Annotated in this window: 17 protein-coding genes; 11 read left to right on the top strand and 6 right to left on the bottom strand. The window is 69.9% G+C overall.

Going from position 1 to position 18,950, the window contains the following annotated elements; genetic code table 11:
* Positions 1-58: 58 nt before the first annotated feature.
* Complete coding sequence (zipA, locus tag KF823_07050; GenBank protein ID MBX3725661.1) at positions 59-892, top strand: cell division protein ZipA; 834 nt, start codon at positions 59-61, stop codon at positions 890-892.
* A 98-nt stretch (positions 893-990) separates the two neighbouring features.
* Positions 991-1,548 (top strand): cytochrome b, encoded by a 558-nt coding sequence (locus KF823_07045; protein ID MBX3725660.1) that lies wholly within the window; start codon positions 991-993, stop codon positions 1,546-1,548.
* Between the two features lie 22 nt (positions 1,549-1,570).
* On the opposite strand, the gene ppk1 is transcribed toward KF823_07045, so the two are convergent.
* The 4 genes from ppk1 to KF823_07025 all read right to left on the bottom strand — a co-directional run bounded on the left by ppk1 (position 1,571) and on the right by KF823_07025 (position 7,541).
* Positions 1,571-3,658 carry a polyphosphate kinase 1 gene (gene ppk1, locus KF823_07040; protein MBX3725659.1) on the bottom strand — a complete coding sequence of 696 codons (2,088 nt, stop codon included), beginning with the start codon at positions 3,656-3,658 and terminating at the stop codon, positions 1,571-1,573.
* Positions 3,659-3,782: 124 nt separating this feature from the next.
* Positions 3,783-5,120, bottom strand: coding sequence for a phosphate regulon sensor histidine kinase PhoR (phoR, locus tag KF823_07035; GenBank protein ID MBX3725658.1), 1,338 nt, complete (start codon positions 5,118-5,120; stop codon positions 3,783-3,785).
* A gap of 109 nt (positions 5,121-5,229) precedes the next feature.
* Positions 5,230-5,919, bottom strand: a complete 690-nt coding sequence (phoB, locus tag KF823_07030) for a phosphate regulon transcriptional regulator PhoB (protein MBX3725657.1) — start codon at positions 5,917-5,919, stop codon at positions 5,230-5,232.
* Positions 5,920-6,023: 104 nt separating this feature from the next.
* Positions 6,024-7,541: a M48 family metallopeptidase gene (locus KF823_07025; GenBank protein ID MBX3725656.1), complete on the bottom strand. Its 1,518-nt coding sequence runs from the start codon at positions 7,539-7,541 to the stop codon at positions 6,024-6,026.
* A 106-nt stretch (positions 7,542-7,647) separates the two neighbouring features.
* Here KF823_07025 and KF823_07020 point away from each other — a divergent pair, with 106 nt between their 5' ends.
* The 4 genes from KF823_07020 to KF823_07005 all read left to right on the top strand — a co-directional run bounded on the left by KF823_07020 (position 7,648) and on the right by KF823_07005 (position 9,836).
* Positions 7,648-7,968, top strand: coding sequence for a TusE/DsrC/DsvC family sulfur relay protein (locus tag KF823_07020; GenBank protein ID MBX3725655.1), 321 nt, complete (start codon positions 7,648-7,650; stop codon positions 7,966-7,968).
* A 91-nt stretch (positions 7,969-8,059) separates the two neighbouring features.
* Positions 8,060-8,320 carry a glutaredoxin 3 gene (grxC, locus tag KF823_07015; GenBank protein MBX3725654.1) on the top strand — a complete coding sequence of 87 codons (261 nt, stop codon included), beginning with the start codon at positions 8,060-8,062 and terminating at the stop codon, positions 8,318-8,320.
* Complete coding sequence (locus KF823_07010) at positions 8,317-8,694, top strand: carboxymuconolactone decarboxylase family protein (GenBank protein ID MBX3725653.1); 378 nt, start codon at positions 8,317-8,319, stop codon at positions 8,692-8,694. Before grxC ends, KF823_07010 begins: the two co-directional genes overlap by 4 nt.
* Positions 8,695-8,828: 134 nt before the next feature.
* The gene (locus tag KF823_07005; GenBank protein MBX3725652.1) at positions 8,829-9,836 is read left to right on the top strand and encodes an isocitrate dehydrogenase; all 1,008 of its coding nucleotides are present in this window, start codon (positions 8,829-8,831) and stop codon (positions 9,834-9,836) included.
* Between the two features lie 111 nt (positions 9,837-9,947).
* Here KF823_07005 and KF823_07000 read toward each other — a convergent pair whose 3' ends face one another.
* Positions 9,948-12,278 carry a hypothetical protein gene (locus KF823_07000; protein ID MBX3725651.1) on the bottom strand — a complete coding sequence of 777 codons (2,331 nt, stop codon included), beginning with the start codon at positions 12,276-12,278 and terminating at the stop codon, positions 9,948-9,950.
* Complete coding sequence (locus tag KF823_06995; GenBank protein ID MBX3725650.1) at positions 12,275-12,607, bottom strand: hypothetical protein; 333 nt, start codon at positions 12,605-12,607, stop codon at positions 12,275-12,277. Before KF823_06995 ends, KF823_07000 begins: the two co-directional genes overlap by 4 nt.
* Positions 12,608-12,735: 128 nt before the next feature.
* Here KF823_06995 and dapB point away from each other — a divergent pair, with 128 nt between their 5' ends.
* From dapB to greA, 5 genes are all read left to right on the top strand, one after another.
* Complete coding sequence (dapB, locus tag KF823_06990; protein ID MBX3725649.1) at positions 12,736-13,536, top strand: 4-hydroxy-tetrahydrodipicolinate reductase; 801 nt, start codon at positions 12,736-12,738, stop codon at positions 13,534-13,536.
* A 126-nt stretch (positions 13,537-13,662) separates the two neighbouring features.
* Positions 13,663-14,823, top strand: coding sequence for a glutamine-hydrolyzing carbamoyl-phosphate synthase small subunit (carA, locus tag KF823_06985; GenBank protein MBX3725648.1), 1,161 nt, complete (start codon positions 13,663-13,665; stop codon positions 14,821-14,823).
* Positions 14,820-15,245, top strand: a complete 426-nt coding sequence (locus KF823_06980) for a four helix bundle protein (protein ID MBX3725647.1) — start codon at positions 14,820-14,822, stop codon at positions 15,243-15,245. Before carA ends, KF823_06980 begins: the two co-directional genes overlap by 4 nt.
* Positions 15,246-15,247: 2 nt before the next feature.
* Complete coding sequence (gene carB / locus KF823_06975; protein ID MBX3725646.1) at positions 15,248-18,472, top strand: carbamoyl-phosphate synthase large subunit; 3,225 nt, start codon at positions 15,248-15,250, stop codon at positions 18,470-18,472.
* Positions 18,469-18,945 carry a transcription elongation factor GreA gene (gene greA, locus KF823_06970; GenBank protein MBX3725645.1) on the top strand — a complete coding sequence of 159 codons (477 nt, stop codon included), beginning with the start codon at positions 18,469-18,471 and terminating at the stop codon, positions 18,943-18,945. Before carB ends, greA begins: the two co-directional genes overlap by 4 nt.
* The last annotated feature ends 5 nt before the right edge of the window (positions 18,946-18,950 follow it).

Below are 18,950 nucleotides of genomic sequence, written 5' to 3'. Positions count from 1 at the left end.
GGCTCGTGCGGCGCCCGCGCGGACCTGCGATCATGCGGCGGTCGATACAGGTGGGGCCATGAACGACAAGCTGATGCTTAGCCTGATCATCCTGGCAGTGGGCTTTCTGGTCGTGCTGCCGTTGATCTACTGGTTCGGAACCCGGTCGCCGAAGGCGCGTCCCAAGGGCGCCGAGCCGTCGCGGTCCGGCCGCAATGGCCGGGTCGAACCGTTGCTGGGCGCGGCAGCGGCTGGCGAGTCGCAGTCCGACCCCCTGCAGGGCATGGATCCGGACCTGCGCGACCAGCTCGCCGAACTCGGTCAGCTGTTGTCCGGCGAACGTGCCGATCCGGAACAGGGCGAACTGCTCGATGCGTCCGCGACCGGGGTCGAGCCGCACGTGGACGGTGCCGACGAAGCGCCTGTACAGGCCTCCGGGCCGCGTCCGGGCAGCCGGCCGAACCGGCCGTTCGATCGGATCGTCAGCCTGTTCGTGCATGCCCGCGACGGCGGCGTCCTGCGCGGCGACGACCTGGTGGTGGTCGCCGACAAGGTCGGCCTGGTGTACGGCGACATGGGCATCTTCCACCGCCTTGTCGACGGTCGCGAGCAGGACGGACCGTTGTTCAGCATGGCCAACATCGCCAAGCCGGGCAGCTTCGACCTGCGCGACCTGGCCCGGCTGACCAGCCCGGGGCTGACCTTCTTCATGACGCTGCCGGGGCCGATGCCGGCGCTGGACGCCTGGAACTCGATGCTGCCGGTGGCGCAGCGGGTCGCCCAATTGCTCGACGCCGAGCTGCTCGACGAGTCCCGCAACCCGCTGGTCGAACAGACCGTGGCCTACATCCGCAGCGAGATGCGCCAGTACGACCGGGACGCCGAGCGCAACCAGATCCGCACGCGCTGGTAGCGGGACGGCGGCGAAGCGCCCTGAGCCTGATTCGCGTTCCGGCACCGGCGCCGGAAGCGGGCGGAAAATCCGCGCTGTCGCCGCTCCCGGACCCCCCCGTGACCGCCAGCCCCGGCCGGAACCGCTACCAACCGCTGCGCATCGCCCTGCACTGGCTGACCCTGCTGCTGGTGGTCGCGGCGTTCGTCTGCATCGAGCTGCGCGAGCTGTATCCGCGCGGCAGCGACCCCCGCGAGGCGCTCAAGGCCTGGCATTTCACCCTGGGCCTGAGTGTGCTGGCGATCACCGGGGTCCGGCTGGCGGCGCGCTGGGCAAGCCCCGCGCCGCCGATCGTGCCGGCGCCGCCACGCTGGCAGCACCTGGCGGCAGGCGCCGTGCACCTGCTGCTGTACGGGTGGCTGCTGATCATGCCGGTGCTGGGCTGGCTGCTGCTGAGCGCTTCCGGCAAACCGGTGCTGTTCTGGGGCCTGGAGCTGCCCGGCCTTGTGGCGCCCGACGAGGCGCTGAAGAATCGCGTCAAGGACCTCCACGAGAGCCTGGCGAACGTCGGCTACCTGCTGGTGGGCATCCACGCAGCCGCGGCGCTGGCGCACCACTTCTGGTTTCGGGACGACACCCTCCGGAGGATGCTGCCGGGCGGTCGCCGCCGCAGCTGAGCGGCCGCCGACGGCAGCGTACCTACAGCACCTGGGCCAGCAGGTGGGACTGGGCCGAGTGCGGCATCGACTCCCCCGGCGCGAGGCGGAGATAGCCTCCGTCGGCCTGAAGCAGCCAAGCCTGGCTGTTGTCGGACAGGTAGTTGTCCAGGCACTCGGCGACCACCCGCGCCGCCAGCGCCGGATCGAGGATCGGAAAACAGGCCTCGATGCGGCGCAGCAGGTTGCGCTCCATCCAGTCGGCGCTGGACCCGAACACCTCCGGGTCGCCCGCGTTGGCGAACCAGTAGACCCGCGAGTGCTCCAGGAAACGGCCGACCAGAGAGCGCACGCTGATGTTCTCGGAGATGCCGGGCAGGCCGGGGCGCAGCGCGCAGGCGCCCCGCACGATCAGCTCGATCGGCACGCCGGCCTGCGAGGCCGCGTACAGCGCCTCGATGATGGCCGGTTCGGTCAGCGCGTTCATCTTGGCTCGGATGCCGGCGGGTCGGCCAGCACGGGCATTGGCGGCCTCGCGGGTGATCTTCGCCAGCATCGCCTTGTGCAGGGTGAACGGCGACTGCAGCAGCCGCTTCATGCGGATCACCGAGCCCAGGCCGGAGAGCTGCTGGAACAGCTTGCTGGCGTCCTCCGCGAGGTCCGGGTCGCAGGTCAGCAGGCCGATGTCGGTGTAGGCCTTGGCGGTACCGGGATGGTAGTTGCCGGTGCCCAGGTGCAGGTAGCGGCGCAGCCCCTCGGCCTCGCGGCGGACGATCAGCATCACCTTGGCATGGGTCTTGAAGCCGACCACGCCGTAGACCACCTGCACGCCGGCTTCCTGCAGGCGGTTGGCCAGGGCGATGTTGGCCTCCTCGTCGAAGCGCGCGCGCAGCTCGATCACCACGGTGACCTCCTTGCCGTTGCGCGCCGCTTCGACCAGGTTCTGGACGATCGGCGAATCGACACCGGCCCGGTACAGGGTCTGCTTGATGGCCAGCACGTGCGGATCGTGGGCGGCCTCGCGGAGCAGCTCGACGACGGTCGCGAAGCTGTCGAACGGATGGTGAAGCAGGGTGTCGGCGCGGGCGATGTCGTCGAACAGACTGCCGTCGTCGCCGGGATCGACCGCGATCCGGGGCTGGAACTTGGGGTACTTGAGCTCGGGCCGGCTGACCATGTCGTAGACGGCGGCCATGCGGTTGAGGTTGACCGGGCCGTCGCAGCGGTACACGGCCTGCTCGTCCAGTTCGAAATGCCCGGTCAGGAAACTGGCGATCTCGCGCGGGCAGGACTGGGCGATCTCCAGGCGCACCGCGCGCGCGTAGCCGCGCTCGCGCAGTTCGTCCTTGAGCGCGTGGGCGAGGTTCTCGGCATCGTCCTCGTCGACGAACAGCTCGCCGTTCCGGGTCACCCGGAACTGGTAGGAGCCCCTGACCTGCAGGCCGGGGAACAGCTCGTCCATGAACTCGGCAAGCACCGCGGCCAGGGTGACGAAGATGTTCTCGCCGCCGGCGATGGCGGCCGGCAGCCGGAACACGCGCGGCAGCGAGCGGGGTGCGCGGACCAGGGCCATGCCGGCGGGACGCCCGAAGGCGTCCTTGCCCTTCAGGGACACCGCAAAATTGAGGCTCTTGTTGAGGATCCGGGGAAAGGGGTGGGCCGGGTCCAGGCCCAGCGGCGAGAGCACCGGCAGGATCTCGGCCCGGAAGTAGTCGTTCAGCCAGCGACGCTGGCGGGCGTTCCAGACGTCGCGCCCCAGCACCTTGATTTCGTGGGCGGCCAGTTCCGGCAGCAGCACCTCGTTCCAGAGCCGGTACTGGGCCTCGACGAGTTCCAGCGCGCGTTCGCGGATCCTGCCCAGCAATTCGTCCGGCGCCAGCCCGTCGGGACCGACCGCGGGGACGCCGAGCGCCTTCTGCTCCAGAACGGTGGCGGCCCGGATCTCGAAGAACTCGTCGAGATTGGTGCAGGTGATGCAAAGGAAACGCAACCGCTCCAGCAGGGGCACCGACGGGTCCTGGGCCTGCGCCAGCACGCGGCGATGGAATTCCAGCAGGGAAAGCTCCCGGTTGATGTAGAGCGCAGGGTCGCGAAGGTCGATGGCGACTTCCTGGGCGCGGTGCTGGTTCATGGCGTCAGGCGCTTCCGTACGTCGGCTGGGCGGGTTCCCGGGCCGGCCATTGTTCCACGGCTGCCGCGGGCTGGGCGGTCGTTGCCGGTGCCCGGTACCGGCGCCGGGAGGCGACGTTCAGCGTTCATGCGGCCGCGCCGGCGCCATCGGCGCCTTCCGCCGCCGGCAGCGACCGGATCCGCTCCGTCCCGAACACGCAGGCGAAGCGGCTGCCCTTGCCGGGCTCGCTGCTGATCTCGAGCCGCGCCTGGTGCAGGGCGAGCACGTGCTTGACGATGGCCAGCCCCAGGCCGGTGCCCCCGGAATCGCGGGAGCGGCTGTTGGAGACGCGGTAGAAGCGTTCGGTGAGGCGGGGGATGTGCTGCGCGGCGATACCCTGACCGGTGTCGACGACCTCCAGCGCGGCGCCACCGTCGGGGTGGCGGCGCCAGGCGATCCCGATACGGCCGTCCGCCGGCGTGTAGCGGACTGCGTTGCTGACCAGGTTCGAGAACGCGCTGTGCAGTTCCTTGGTCGAGCCGATCAGGTCGGCGGCAAGGGCGTTGTCCACGACGATCCGGTGTCGTCCCTGGCTGAGCGCTTCGGCCTCGCGGCGCAGGGTCCGGAGCATGCCGTCCATGGCCACGTGGTCGTCCTCGATGGCGCTGCCCGCCTCCAGCCTTGACAGCGTCAGCAGGTCCTCGACGATCTGCGCCATGCGCAGCGACTGCGTGCGCATCTCCACCAGCATCGGCGCCAGCGCCGGCGCATCCTCCGGGTCCAGCAGGTCGAGGTAGCCGTGCAGCACGGTGAGCGGCGTGCGCAACTCGTGGGAGACATTGGCCACGAAATCGCGCCTGACCTGCTCGAGGCGCATCAGCTGGCTGATGTCGCGGATGATCAGCAGTTGCCGGCCGGCGTGGCCGTAGCGGATCAGCCGGAAGCTCAGGCGGCGCGAGGCGTCGTCGGGTGCGGGGACGTCGAACAGCGGTTCCGCGGCGCCTCCGGCCAGCCAGTCGGCGACCTTCGGCGAGCGCAGCAGGTGGGTGACGCCGACGCCGATGTCGCGCGGATGACTGAGCCCGGCGAGCCGGGTGGCGGCCGGATTAAACCAGAGGATCCGAAGGTCCTCGTTGAGGTAGATAAGGGCATCCGGCAAGGCCTCGGCGCCCTCCCTGAAGGTCGCCAGCAGGGCCAGCAGGCGACGCTGGCGCCTGCGCTGGTCGCGCTGGCGTCGTCGCAGCAGGGCGTGCAGCTCGTACCAGAGCCCGTACTGTTCCGACCTTGGCTGCTGGCGCCTGGAAAGCAGCCACGCGTGCAGCCGGTGCAGCTTCGCCAGGGTGTAGCCCAGCACCAGGGCCAGGGCGACCGCCAGGGCGGCCAGCGGCTGGCCGAGCAGGGCGCCGGCAAGGGTCGCCAGTCCGAGCAGCGCCCCGATCCGCCAGAGCAGCCGGGTCCAGACGCGATCGATGCGTTCGTGCATGGCAGGCAGGTTAGCCCGGATTGCGCGGTGGGTGTCTGAGCCGGCGCGGCCGGGGGGGGGCGTGGACCGGGCGCCCTGGCCCGGCCGGACCCGTTCCCCGGGGCGGTGCTCAGAAGGCGGTGGAGAACCGGTAGCCGGCGCCGCGCACGGTCTGCACCATGCCGTCGAGACGGTGCGGCTCCAGGGTCTTGCGCAGACGCCGGATGTGCACGTCGACGGTGCGTTCCTCGACGTAGACGTTGCCGCCCCAGACGTGGTCGAGCAACTGGCCGCGCGAGTAGACGCGCTCGGGATGGGTCATGAAGAAGTGCAGGAGCCGATACTCGGTGGGACCGATCTGCACCGGCTTGTCGGCGGCGAACACCCGGTGCGCGGCACCGTCGATGCGCAGGTCGCCGAGCTCCACCGAGCCCTGCTCGTCCTCGGCGTGGCTGCGACGCATCACCGCCTTGATCCGGGCAACCAGCTCGCGGGCCGAGAACGGCTTGACCACGTAGTCGTCGACGCCGGATTCCAGGCCGCTGACCCGGTCATTCTCCTCGCCGCGGGCGGTCAGCATGATGATCGGCACGTCGCGGGTCAGGTCCTCCCTGCGCAGCCGCCGGGCGAGGTCCAGCCCGCTCTGGCCGGGCAGCATCCAGTCGAGCAGGATCAGGTCGGGCACCTTTTCCATGATCGCCTCCTGGGCCGCCCGGGCATCGCCGGCATGGACGGCCTCCAGGCCGGCCTTGCGCAGCGCGAACGCCACCATGTCGCGGATGGCTGGTTCGTCTTCGACGATCAGGATGCGCTTCTGCATGGATTCATGCCGTGACGTGCGGGGAACGCGGCGGCATTATTGCGTCGGTTGTATGACAGCCCGGTGACATGCCCGGCTGCGGCGCCGGGTGCGCCGCGCCGTCCTCATCCGGTACCGCGGATCCCCCGCCGGCGCACCTCCAGCACGATCGGCGTCAGCTCGGTGATCCGCGCCTCGATCCTGGCGCGCTGGTAGTAGTCCAGGTCGTCGCGGCGTTGCAGGCGTTCGAACTGCACCATGGAATCCTCGAAGCGTCCGTTGTAGGCGGCCGACAGGGCATGGGCCTCGGCCGCCCTGATCTGCTCGCCGGCGAGCTCGTAGGCCCGCCCGATCAAAGCGTAGAGCTGGGCGTGGTCGGTGTCGCGGTCGATCAGCGGCCGGAGCAGGCGGGCAGCGATCCTGGCCTGGTCGGCGTCGCCGTTGCGCAGCAGCAGCTCAGCGTAAGGCGCCAGCACGGCGGCGCGGCCGGGGTGGCGCTCGTCCAGGGACCGGTAGCGCGCCAGTGCCGCCGGCTCGCGCCCGGTGCGGCCCTCGATGTCGGCCGCAAGCAGCGAGAAGGCCAGCGTGTCGGGGTGGTCGTCGAGCAGCGCCTGGGCGAGCTCCTCGGCTTCGCGCCAGGACTCCAGCCGGGCCAGCACCAGGGCCAGTCCGTAGCGCTGGAAGGGGTCTTCGGGCGCCCGCGCCACCCGCTCGCGGTAGCGTAGCAGCTGGTTCTCGCCACGGGGCGCCAGCAGCACGCGCATGCGTTCGCGGAACAGCTCGAACCGGTTGTCCAGCGAGCGCTGCCCGGCAGGATCCGGGGGCAGGATCCGCTCGTTGCGCCGCGCCGCCTCATCGGCCCGGGCCTTCGCCTCCGCGATCCGGCTCGATTCGAACGGATGGGTGCGCAGGATCTCCGGCGGCGACAGACCGTAGTTGCGTGCCTGGCGACCCATCCGGCCGAACACGTCGGCCATGCCCAGCGGATCGAAACCCGCCTGGGCAAGCGTCTGGATGCCGATCCTGTCGGCCTCGTATTCGTTGCTGCGCGTGTAGTTGATCTGCAACTGCTGCATCAGGCCCATGCCGCTGACGATCGCGGCCTGTGCTGCTTCGCCGGCCTGTGCGCCGCCGGCCTGGCTGGCGGCGACCAGTGCCGCCAGCATGCCGATCATGATCGGGATCGATGCCTTGCTGGCCGATTCGTAGCCGCGCAGCGCGTGGTTCTGCGTGATGTGGGCGATTTCGTGCGCGATCACCGCGGCGAGTTCGTCTTCCGACTCGGTCATCATGACCAGGCCGGCGTAGGTGCCGATGTAGCCACCGGGCGCTGCGAACGCATTGACCGTGCCGTCCCGGATCAGAAAGAACCGGAAGTGGTGGTCGGGGCGATTGGCGTGGGCGACCAGCCGGAAGCCCAGGGCCTCGATGTACTCGTCCAGCAGGGGGTCGTCGAACAGCAGGCCGGCCTGGCGGAACGAGCCGAGCATCTGCCGGCCGAACCGGCGCATCTCCTGCGGAGAGGCGATCGCCTCGGCGGAAGAGCCCAGGTCGGGGAGGTTGACGCTGGCCTGGCCGCGGACGGCGCCGGCGCCGCCGACGGCGGCGAGCAGGCCTACAATGAGCACGATGACGATTCGCACGACAGGATCATAACCGGTGGCCGGGCCTGCACCGACCAGGGCGAGGGAGCCGGGTTCCGCGCGGTTCGCAGCGGTTCATGCGGGCGCCGGCGCCGGGGTGCTCGAGATGGCGGGGCGCCGGGTGGCCGTCGATGCCGCGGGACACCTGCTCGACCCGGCGGGGTGGGACGCCGGTCTGGCCCGCGCCATGGCGGCCGCCGACGGCATCGAGTTGTCGCCCGCCCACTGGCAGGTCATCGATTTCCTGCGCGACTGGCACGGCCGGCACGGCAAGAGCCCGCCGATGCGGGTGCTGGTCCGGGAGCTGGCCCTGTCGCTGGGTGCCGAACGCGCCGAGAGCCGGGTCCTGTACCGGTTGTTTCCGCAGGGGCCGGCCAAGCAGGCGGCCCGCTACGCCGGACTGCCGAGGCCGACCAGCTGCATCTGATCGGGCCGGCCGGCCGGCGGCCGCGGACCGGCAGGAACCCCGGTGCTGCCGGTATGCTGTGCGGCCCTGGTACGACCGCCGATCGTCCGCCATGCCGACCGCCCTGCTCTACACCTCCGCCATCTGCCCGTACTGCGTGGCCGCCAAGAACCTCCTGCGCAGCAAGGGGATCGGCTACGAGGAGGTGCGCGTGGACCTCGACGCCGAGCGCCGCCGCGAAATGGTGGAGCGGAGCCAGCGCACCAGCGTGCCGCAGATCTTTTTCGGCGACATCCACATCGGAGGTTTCGACGACCTGGTCGCCGCCGACCGCAGCGGCGCGCTCGCGCGGATCCTCGAGGGCCAGCCGTGAGCGGCCGTCCCGAGGCTTTCGCGGCGTTCCGTAAGCGCCTGAACGAGCGGATCCTGGAGCACGACAACCAGGTCGTGCGCCGGTTTTTCGCGCTCGACACACAGACCTACCGCGAAGGTGCGCTGGACGTCCGCACCAAGGAGATGCTGGGCCTGGTGGCCTCGCTGGTGCTGCGCTGCGACGACTGCATCGCCTACCACATCGGCAAGTGCCGGGAGGCCGGGGTCGACCGCGACGCCTTCTTCGAGGTCTTCTCGGTCGGCCTGGTGGTGGGTGGCAGCATCGTCATCCCTCACCTGCGCCGTGCCGTCGACTACCTGGACACCCTGGAACAGGCCGACGTCGCCACGGCAGCCGGCGCGCCGGACGGTTGACTCCACGCGTCGGGCGCGCTGGGCCGGGCCAGCGGCTTGCGCCATAATGCGCGGCTTGGCCCCGGGCCGGTGGCCGGCCCGCCCCGGGCCCGCCCCTGGCCGACCGTGGTCGCCGCCCCTTCCCGGAGAATCCCATGTCGCACACCATCGCCGTCATCAAGGGTGACGGAATCGGCCCCGAGATCATGGACGCCACCCTGCACGTGCTCGACGCGCTGGGGTGCGGCCTCGAGTACGAGTTCGTCGAGGCGGGCATGTCGGCCCTGGAATCCCAGGGCAGCCTGCTGCCCGCCGCGACGCTGGAGGCGATCGGCCGGCACCGGGTGGCGCTGAAGGGACCGTTGACCACGCCGGTCGGCGAGGGCTTCAGCTCGATCAACGTCGAGCTGCGCAAGCGTTTCGATCTGTATGCCAACGTCCGTCCCGCCATCACCTTCCCGGGCACGCGGGCGCGCTACGAAGGCATCGACATCATCACCGTCCGGGAGAACACCGAAGGGGCCTACGGCGCCGAAGGACAGGTGCTGTCGCCGGACGGCCAGTCGGCGCAGTCGCTGATCAGGGTGACCCGTCGAGGTTCCGAGCGCATCGTGCGCTACGCGTTCGAGCTGGCCCGATCGACCGGCCGGCGCAAGGTGACCGTGGTCCACAAGGCCAACATCATGAAGACCACGTCCGGGCTGTTCCTGAACGTGGCGCGCGAGATCGCCCGGGAGTATCCGCAGATCGAGTGCCGCGAGATGATCGTCGACAACACCTGCATGCAGCTGGTGATGGATCCGGAGCAGTTCGACGTGATCGTCACCACCAACCTGTTCGGGGACATCATCTCCGACCTGTGCGCTGGCCTGGTCGGCGGACTCGGCCTGGCGCCGGGCGCGAACATCGGCGCCGAGGCGGCGATCTTCGAGGCCGTGCATGGTTCGGCGCCGGACATCGCCGGCAAGGGCGTCGCCAATCCCTGCGCCCTGCTGCTGGCCGCGGCGATGATGCTGGACCATCTGGGGCAACCTGGACAGGGCGCGCGCCTGCGCACGGCGATCCGCGAGGTGCTCGCGGCCGGGGAGGGCGTCACCCCCGATCTTGGTGGCCAGGGCAGCACCGGCAGTTTCGCCACGGCGCTCGCGGCGCGTCTGGCCTGAACACCTTTCCGCGCCCTGGGCAGCCGGCATCCGGCCTGCTGCCCCACCGACCGCACCTGCCGGTTCGGGCAGGGCGGCGATGGGTGCTGTCGGTCGGGGCCGGCCTGGCCCTCAGTCGCCCGCGGGGGCCGAGCCGCCCAGGCGGGTCAGGGGCAGGCTGCCCCGGATGAACTCGCTGTTGCCGGCGCCCTGGAACCGGGCCGTGAACTGGGCGCTGCCGCTGCCGTCGCTGCCAGCATCGATGCGCAGTTCGCCGATCTGCACGGGCGTTGTGCCACCGGCTGGCATCGGACACGTCCGGCAATAGCCCTGTATCTGGAACAGCGGCTGCGTCTGTCCAGGCTGGAAGTCGTTGGTCTGCGCCGCCGCCCAGCGCGGACGCCCTTCGCTGTCCGGGAAATAGAGGATGGTGAACAGACCGTGGCCGGCCGGACTCAGGAAGTTCAGGGTGGTCAACCCCCATCCACGATCCTGGAGGGCGGCTGCCGCCCAGTGCCCGGTGCGGTCGCCGACGGGACGGTCGGCCTCGGCCACGATCTGGGTGAGGCACCAGCGCAGGGGGGGCGTGGTTCCGATCTGGAAGGTCATCAGGGCGAGCGGACCGTTGCGGCCGGTGCCGTCGTTGCAGGCGGGCGCCCGCTCCGCCTGGTCGGCATTGAAGTCGATCCGCATCTGCCCTCGGACCGAGCTATCGGCGACCTGGGACGGCGGCGGCCCGAACAGATACCGGGTCCGCCACAGGCTGTTGCCGTTCGCGTCGTTGCCGGGGCGGAACACGCCGTCGACGATCCGGCCGATGGTCAGATACCACTCGGGGAGTCCGTTGGCGTCGAAGGTGTACAGCGTGAGCAGGTAGGTGTCCGGATTGCCCTCGACCCGGTAGATGTCGAGGCCATGCCCGTTGCGGGCGGGATCGAACCACTGGCCACCGAACGGCATCGGATGCACGCGGGCCGGCCGTGGCGTGTCGCTCCACCCCACCGCGCCGAGCACCTCGCCTGCCAGCCCGAGATCCCGGATCCCGTTGCGGATGTTCGGCCCCATCAGGCTGGGGGTCATGTCCGGATCGAGGTGGGAGACCGATGAGCCCGGCTGCAGGTCCGTCGGGGTATACACCGGCGGGAGGTTGAGCGGATAGGGCTGCAGACGCAGGTTGTTCTGCGGCGAGGTCACCGCCTGCGCCTCGAACCAGCGCAGGTTGAAGCGGGAGATCATGGCCTGGATGCGTTGCGCCAGTGTCAGGCGGTTGAACTCGGTGACGGTGTTGCCGTCGACCCAGGCGAGCTGATCGCTGAACGCGTCGTTGTGTCCCGGCTCGTCGAGCGTACCGTCCGGGAAGCGGACCCGCAGCTTTTCGCCGATCGGGCCCTGTGCCGGATCGAAATTGATGAGCGCGAGGAAGCCCAGGCCATGCGTCACCTCGTGCATCGCGGTACCGATGAAGTCCAGGTTTCCGCCCGGCCCGGGGGCGGCGTCGAGGCCATAGTGGAATCTTCTGCTGCCCAGCACTGTGTTGCCGTCGACAGCGGTGTTGAACTGGACATAGATGTCGAAGTCGTCGCAACCCCTGAAAGTGGTGCGACAGGCATCGGTGCCGCTGAGCTGCGCGGTGGCCGCCGACGTGTACCAGGTGTAGCTGCTGGGTAGCGACGGCTGCTGCCAGCGCCAGCGGTTCTGTTGTCCCGTGGCGGCGAACAGGCCCTCGTCGCGGAACACCCACTCCGGCCCGGCGGATGCCAGTACCGCATCCGACGCGGTGCCGCCGAGATCCTTCCAGCAGGCCAGGATCCGTACGGGCGCCGTGCCGCGCAGCTGCTCGCCCAACAGGGTGGCCGCCCGGTTGAAGGCGATCAGGCGCTGCTGCCCCAGCGTGGTACCCAAGTTGCCGGCCACCGGCGTTGCCGGCGTCGGATCGGTCCAGGGGGCGGCGGTGGCGCCGTTGGCGGCGCAGGCGTCCTCGTCGTTGAAGACGGTCTGGAACTGCACGGGACCAGGCTCGGTGTCGAGCAGGGACACGCGCAGCGTCAGCGCGACCTGCTGGTTCGACACATTCAGGGCCGAGACGTACCAGCGTCCCGCACGCAGAGGGATCGGCTGCGCGCGCGTCACGGTGATCCTGTGGTCTCCCCCTCTGCTGAACGACCGATAGTGGGCGTGCTCCATCAGCCAGTCGAGCCCGCCGAAGGTCCCGGCATTACCCTCGAAAGGGAAGGGTGAGCCGTAGCGTGTCATCAGGTCGACATTGCCGCTGCCGATCGGGCGGAGCTCGATGATCAGCTGGCGGGACTGTTCCGGGACTTCCACCCAGGTGTTGGTCAGCAGGCTGTTGGGCGACATCTCCAGGGAGTAGGTGGCGCCGGGCTGGAGCACGATCTGCGCCGATGCGGACAGGGCGAACAGCAGGCCGACCGCGGCGAACAAGGACCTCGCGAGGTGATTCATCGCTGCTGCTCCTCGCCATGCTCGCGTTGCCGCGGCGCCCTGAAGTCGTGGCCGCCGCTCTGCCGGCAGCCGTAGACCGGGGTGCCGTCGGCGGCGATCGAGACGGTCCGCTCGAAGCGGATGCCTGGCCGGGCGAGGGGCTGGTCCGCTTCCGAGACGGAGCGCGCGGGCGCCGCAATCTCGGCGGGCAGCGGAAGGATGCCCTGCTGCAGGGAAACCGCGTGCGGGTCGGCAGCGCCGGCTGCGGATATGCCTGCGCCGAGCAGTGCGAGCGACCACAGCGGGACAGCCCTGTGGCGCGAGCTCGGGTGGAGCCTGTTGATTGCCATGTGGAAGTATGCCCCCTTGGCTACGTTGCCAGTAAGTGTAGCGTCGGACGGGACCAGAGTGAGGATTTGCCTTGTGCCGTTCCTGCCGGGCCGTGACAATGATCCGGTTCGACGCAGGAGCGACCGATATGCCAGTCGATGCGCATGAGGCCGGAGTGGCTGTCGGCCTGCATGGTGCGGGGGGGCGCATGGGCCTTGCCCTGCTGGCGCAGGCTGCGGCCAGCGGCGATCCGGTGGTCGCCGCCTGGACGGGAGGCCGCACCGGTCGCCTGGGTCAGCCGGCCGGACCGGATTGGCCGGCATTGGCCCTGACCCGGCTCGGGGAGGGTGGCCGGCCCTCGGTGGTGATCGATTTCAGCCATGCGCAGGCTTTCGATCCGATGCTGGCCTGGTGCGTCGATCGCGCCGTGGCGCTGGTGTCCGGGACGACCGGCCTTGACGAACGCCAGGTGGCGGCGATGGATCGCGCAGCGCAGTCCATCCCCGTGCTCTGGGCGGCCAATTTTTCGCTGGGAATCGTGGTGCTGGAACGACTGGTACGGGAGGCTGCTGCTCGCCTGCCGGCGTGGTCCGCCAGCATTTCCGAGGCCCACCATGCCGGCAAGCGGGATGCGCCCTCGGGTACGGCCCTGATCCTGGCCAGGGCGATCGCGCGGGCGCGCGGACGGGTGCTCGACGAGGCCGCGGTGAGGGCCGACCCGGGCCGCGGCGATGCCGGGATCGGCTTCGCGGTGATCCGCGCCGGCGACATCGTCGGCGACCATCAGGTGGTGCTCGCAGGGCCAGGGGAGCGGATCGAGCTCGGTCACCGCGCGGGCGACCGGGCGGTGTTCGCCCGCGGCGCTCTGCACGCCGCACGCTGGCTGGTCGGCCAGCCGCCCGGCCGCTACGAGCTGGCCGACGCCCTGCCGCCCCGGCCGGAATCCTGAATGCCAGTGCGGCAACGGGTGACAGCCCCCGGCAGCCGCCCTACAATCCCTCCACCCTTGACCAACGCCCACGGACCTCCCGACGGAGGGCCGCGTACCGACTCGCACCCGAAACAAGGCGAAGCCGTGACCCACCCAGCCCTCCTGGTTCTCGCCGACGGCTCCGTGTTCCGGGGGCGCGCCATCGGTGCCGCCGGACCGGCGGTCGGCGAGGTCGTCTTCAACACGGCGATGAGCGGCTACCAGGAGATCCTCACCGATCCCTCCTACGCCCGGCAGATCGTCACCCTGACCTTCCCGCAGATCGGCAATGTCGGCTGCAACCCGGACGATGCCGAGTCGACGTCGGCCCACGCTGCAGGCCTGGTGATCCGCGACGCCGCCCGCGTCGCGAGCAATTGGCGATCCCGGGAAAGCCTCCAGGCGTGGCTGACGAGGCAGGGCGTCGTGGCGATCGCCGATATCGACACCCGGCGCCTGACCCGGATCCTGCGCACGACGGGCGCGCAGTCCGGCTGCATCGTGACCGGCGCCGAAGTCGAGGACGTCGAGTCCGCCCTGGCGCAGGCGCGCGCATTTCCCGGTCTGGCCGGGATGGATCTGGCGCGCGAGGTCAGCACTGGCGCTGCCTACCCCTGGCTCGAAGGCAGCTTCGATCTGGACCGCGGCGCTGCACGCCGGGGAGAAGGCCGCTACAACGTGGTCGCCTACGATTTCGGCGTCAAGCACAACATCCTGAGGTTGCTGGTGGATCGGGGCTGCCGGGTCACCGTGGTGCCGGCGACGACCGCGGCGGCGGACGTGCTCGCCCTGGCGCCGGATGGCGTGTTCCTCTCCAACGGTCCCGGCGATCCGGCGCCCTGCGACTACGCGATCGCCGCCATCCGGCGGTTCCTGGACGCGCGCGTGCCGCTGTTCGGGATCTGCCTGGGTCACCAGCTCCTGGGGCTGGCCGCCGGTGCCGGCACGCTCAAGATGAAGTTCGGCCACCACGGCGCCAACCACCCGGTCCAGGATCTCGACACCGGCAAGGTGATGATTTCCAGCCAGAACCACGGCTTCGCGATCGACGAGTCCAGCCTGCCGGCAAACGTCCGGGTCACCCACCGCTCCCTTTTCGACGGCTCAAACCAGGGCATCGCCCTTACCGACGCCCCGGCGTTCTCCTTCCAGGGCCATCCCGAGGCCAGCCCGGGGCCGCGCGATGTTGAGGGGTTGTTTGATCGGTTCGTTTCGATGATGCGGGACCGGGGACCGGGGACCGGGGACCGGGGGGGGCGGACTTGAGCGCCTCGCATTTCCGGGAGCTCGAGGTCTGGAAGGCCGCAATGGAGCTCGCCAAGTCGACCTACGAGATTTCCGCCCGATTTCCCGCCGAGGAGCGGTACGGGCTGACCCGGCAGCTTCTGCGTGCCGCTGTTTCGATCCCGTCGAACATAGCCGAGGGCAACGCACGACAATCTCGGGCCGACTACGCGCGATTCGTTTCCATCGCGTCCGGGTCCACCGCCGAACTGCTCACTCAACTGCAGCTCGCCGTGGAGTTGGGATTGGCTGAGGACGGCCAGGTCGAGCCGGTGCGCGACCTCGCGGAATCCGTGGGCAGGATGCTCTACCGGCTGCATAAAGCCCTGCTCAGGCAGGTGCCGCCCCGGTCCCCGGTCCCCGGTCCCCGGTCCCCCGATCCAGAATTCCTCGAGGGCGTTTGACCATGCCACGCCGTACCGACATCCGCACCATCCTGGTCATCGGCGCCGGGCCGATCGTGATCGGCCAGGCCTGCGAGTTCGACTACTCCGGCGCCCAGGCCTGCAAGGCGCTGCGCGCGGAAGGCTTCCGGGTGATCCTGGTCAACTCGAATCCGGCGACCATCATGACCGACCCGGACACGGCGGATGCCGTGTACATCGAACCGATCAACACCCGGATCGTCGAGCGGATCATCGAGAAGGAACGGCCGGACGCGCTGCTGCCGACCATGGGCGGCCAGACCGCACTGAACTGCGCCCTGGCGCTGGCCGACGCCGGCGTGCTGGACAAGTACGGTGTTGAAATGATCGGCGCCTCGCGCGAGGCGATCCGCATGGCCGAGGACCGCGAGCTGTTCCGCCAGGCGATGGCGCAGATCGGCCTGGAGTGCCCGAAGGCGCGCGTCGCGCGCAGCTTCGACGAGGCCGTGGCGATCCAGGCCGAGGTCGGCTATCCCACCATCATCCGGCCCAGTTTCACCCTGGGCGGTACCGGCGGCGGCATCGCCTACAACCGCGAGGAATTCGAGGAGATCGTCAGGCGCGGCCTGGACCTGTCACCGGTCGGTGAGGTGCTGGTCGAGGAGTCGGTGCTGGGCTGGAAGGAGTTCGAGATGGAGGTGGTCCGCGACCGTGCGGACAACTGCATCATCGTCTGTTCGATCGAGAACCTCGACCCGATGGGCGTGCACACCGGCGACTCGATCACCGTGGCGCCGGCGCTGACCCTGACCGACAAGGAGTACCAGCGCCTGCGCGACGCCTCGATCGCCGTGCTTCGCAAGATCGGCGTCGACACCGGCGGCTCGAACGTGCAGTTCGGCGTCAATGCCCAGACCGGCCGCGTGGTCGTCATCGAGATGAATCCGCGGGTCTCGCGGTCGTCCGCGCTGGCCTCCAAGGCGACCGGATTCCCGATCGCCAAGGTCGCCGCCAAGCTGGCGGTCGGCTACACCCTGGACGAGCTGCGCAACGAGATCACCGGGGGCGCCACGCCGGCCTCGTTCGAGCCCAGCATCGACTACGTGGTGACCAAGATCCCGCGTTTCGCATTCGAGAAGTTCCCCGCGGCCGATGCCCGTCTGACCACCCAGATGAAGTCGGTCGGCGAGGTCATGGCGATCGGCCGCTGCTTCCAGGAATCGCTGCAGAAGGCGCTGCGCGGGCTGGAGATCGGCGTCGATGGGCTGACGCCGCGCGGCGGGCCCTTCGACGAGGCCGGCCTGGTCGAGCTGCGCAGGCAAATGCGCGAGCCGGGCGCCGACCGGCTGTTCCATGTCGCCGACGCCTTCCGTGCCGGCCTGCCGTCCGACGAGATCCACGACCTGACCCGGATCGACCCCTGGTTCCTCGCCGAGATCGAGGACCTGGTGCGCACCGAGAAGGACATCGCCCTGGGTGGCGTGGCCGCCCTCGACGCCGGCCGCCTGCGCGCGCTCAAGCGCCAGGGCTTCTCCGACAGCCGTCTGGCCCGCCTGACCGGCACCGACGAGGCGGCGATCCGCCAGCTGCGTCGCGCCTACGGCGTGCGTCCCGTCTACAAGCGCGTCGACACCTGCGCGGCGGAGTTCGCCACCACCACTGCCTACCTGTACTCCTGCTACGACGAGGAGTGCGAGGCGGAGCCTTCCGATCGCCGCAAGATCATGGTCCTTGGCGGCGGCCCGAACCGGATCGGCCAGGGCATCGAGTTCGACTACTGCTGCGTCCACGCCGCCCTCGCGCTCCGCGAGGACGGCTACGAGACGATCATGGTCAACTGCAACCCGGAGACCGTGTCGACCGACTACGACACCTCCGACCGCCTGTACTTCGAGCCGCTGACCCTCGAAGACGTGCTCGAGGTCGTCGAGACCGAGAAGCCGGAGGGGGTCATCGTCCAGTACGGCGGCCAGACGCCGCTCAAGCTCGCCCGCGCCCTGGAGGCGGCAGGCGTGCCGATCATCGGCACCTCGCCCGACTCCATCGACCTGGCTGAGGACCGCGAGCGCTTCCAGCAGCTGATCGAACGGCTTGGCCTCCGGCAGCCACCGAACCGTACCGCACGCAACGCCGACGAGGCGCTGGCGCTGGCCCGGGAGGTCGGTTATCCGTTGGTGGTGCGGCCCAGCTACGTGCTGGGCGGGCGCGCCATGGAGGTTGTGCATACCGACGCCGACCTGGCCCGCTACGTGCGCGACGCGGTGAAGGTCTCCAACGACTCCCCGGTCCTGCTCGACCGCTTCCTGGATCACGCCATCGAGGTCGACGTCGACCTGGTCGCGGACTCGTCCGGGGCCAGCATGGTCGGCGGGCTGATGGAGCACATCGAGGAGGCCGGCGTGCATTCCGGCGACAGCTCCTGCTCGCTGCCGGTGCATTCGCTGTCGCCGGCGATCCAGGACGAGTTGCGCCGCCAGTCCCGCGAGATGGCGCGGGCGCTGAACGTGGTGGGCCTGATGAACACCCAGTTCGCCGTGCAGGGCGAGGACATCTTCGTGCTCGAGGTGAATCCGCGAGCGTCACGGACCGTGCCCTTCGTCTCCAAGGCGACCGGCCGGCCGCTGGCTAAGATCGCCGCGCGCTGCATGGCCGGCGCGACGCTCGCCGCCCAGGATGCCGGTGCCGAAGTGGTGCCGCCCTATTTCTCCATCAAGGAGGCGATCTTCCCGTTCGCCAAGTTCCAGGGCGTCGACCCGATCCTCGGGCCGGAAATGCGCTCGACGGGGGAGATCATGGGCGTCGGCGAGAGCTTCGCCGAGGCCTTCGCACGCTCGCTCGAGGCCGCCGGTATCCGCATGCCGGACCCGGGACAGGTGTTCGTCAGCGTCCGCGACAGCGACAAGCCGCGCCTGCTGCCGCTGGCCCGGGAGCTGATCCGGCGCGGCTTCACTCTGGTCGCAACCCGCGGCACCTGCGACTACCTGCGCGGCCAGGGCGTCGAATGCGCGTTCGTGAACAAGGTCATCGAAGGGCGTCCGCACGTCGTCGACCTGATCAAGAACGGCGACATCACCTACATCGTCAACACCACCGAGGGCAAGCAGGCGATCGCCGACTCGTTCTCGATCCGCCGCGAGGCCCTGCAGCACCGGATCACCTACTCGACCACCCTGGCCGGCGCCCGCGCGCTGGTCGGTGCGCTGGACCACGCCGGTTCGGGTACCGTGCATTCGCTGCAGGAACTGCACGGGAGACTGACCGCATGAAGCGCATCCCGCTGACCGCCGAGGGCGCCACCCGCCTGCGCGCCGAGCTCGAGAACCTCAAGAGCGTGCGCCGGCCCCAGGTGATCGCCGCGATCGCCGAGGCGCGCGCCCACGGCGACCTCAAGGAGAATGCCGAATACCACGCTGCCCGCGAGCAGCAGGGCTTCATCGAAGGTCGGATCCAGGAGCTGGAGTCCGCGCTGTCGCTGGCCGAGATCATCGACGTCGCCAAGCTGAACGCCGGCAGCCGCATCGTGTTCGGCGCCAGCGTCGAGCTGGTCGAACTGCACAGCAACGACGAGCTCCGCTACCGGATCGTCGGAGAGCTCGAGGCCGACATCAAGCGCGGCCTCATCTCCGTGGCCTCTCCCGTGGCGCGGGCACTGATCGGCAAGCACGAGGGCGACACGGTGGAAATCCAGACGCCGGGTGGCACCCGCCGCTACGAGATCGCCGCGGTCAGCTACGGCTGAGCGCG

This window comes from Lysobacterales bacterium (assembly GCA_019634735.1).
Lineage (GTDB): Bacteria > Pseudomonadota > Gammaproteobacteria > Xanthomonadales > UBA2363 > Pseudofulvimonas.
Note: the sequence above shows the minus strand (reverse complement) of the source record. Positions and strands in the feature narration are given on the sequence as shown.

Bases quoted from the DNA above. Each gene is read 5' to 3' on its own strand.
- KF823_07005 (MBX3725652.1), top strand. From the start codon at position 8,829: ATGTCGCACACCATCGCCGTCATCAAGGGTGACGGAATCGGCCCCGAG.
- phoR (MBX3725658.1), bottom strand. From the start codon at position 5,120: ATGCACGAACGCATCGATCGCGTCTGGACCCGGCTGCTCTGGCGGATC.
- ppk1 (MBX3725659.1), bottom strand. From the start codon at position 3,658: ATGAACCAGCACCGCGCCCAGGAAGTCGCCATCGACCTTCGCGACCCT.
- KF823_07000 (MBX3725651.1), bottom strand. From the start codon at position 12,278: ATGAATCACCTCGCGAGGTCCTTGTTCGCCGCGGTCGGCCTGCTGTTC.
- zipA (MBX3725661.1), top strand. From the start codon at position 59: ATGAACGACAAGCTGATGCTTAGCCTGATCATCCTGGCAGTGGGCTTT.
- carB (MBX3725646.1), top strand. From the start codon at position 15,248: ATGCCACGCCGTACCGACATCCGCACCATCCTGGTCATCGGCGCCGGG.
- grxC (MBX3725654.1), top strand. From the start codon at position 8,060: ATGCCGACCGCCCTGCTCTACACCTCCGCCATCTGCCCGTACTGCGTG.
- KF823_07020 (MBX3725655.1), top strand. From the start codon at position 7,648: ATGGCGGGGCGCCGGGTGGCCGTCGATGCCGCGGGACACCTGCTCGAC.
- phoB (MBX3725657.1), bottom strand. From the start codon at position 5,919: ATGCAGAAGCGCATCCTGATCGTCGAAGACGAACCAGCCATCCGCGAC.
- KF823_06995 (MBX3725650.1), bottom strand. From the start codon at position 12,607: ATGGCAATCAACAGGCTCCACCCGAGCTCGCGCCACAGGGCTGTCCCG.
- greA (MBX3725645.1), top strand. From the start codon at position 18,469: ATGAAGCGCATCCCGCTGACCGCCGAGGGCGCCACCCGCCTGCGCGCC.
- dapB (MBX3725649.1), top strand. From the start codon at position 12,736: ATGCCAGTCGATGCGCATGAGGCCGGAGTGGCTGTCGGCCTGCATGGT.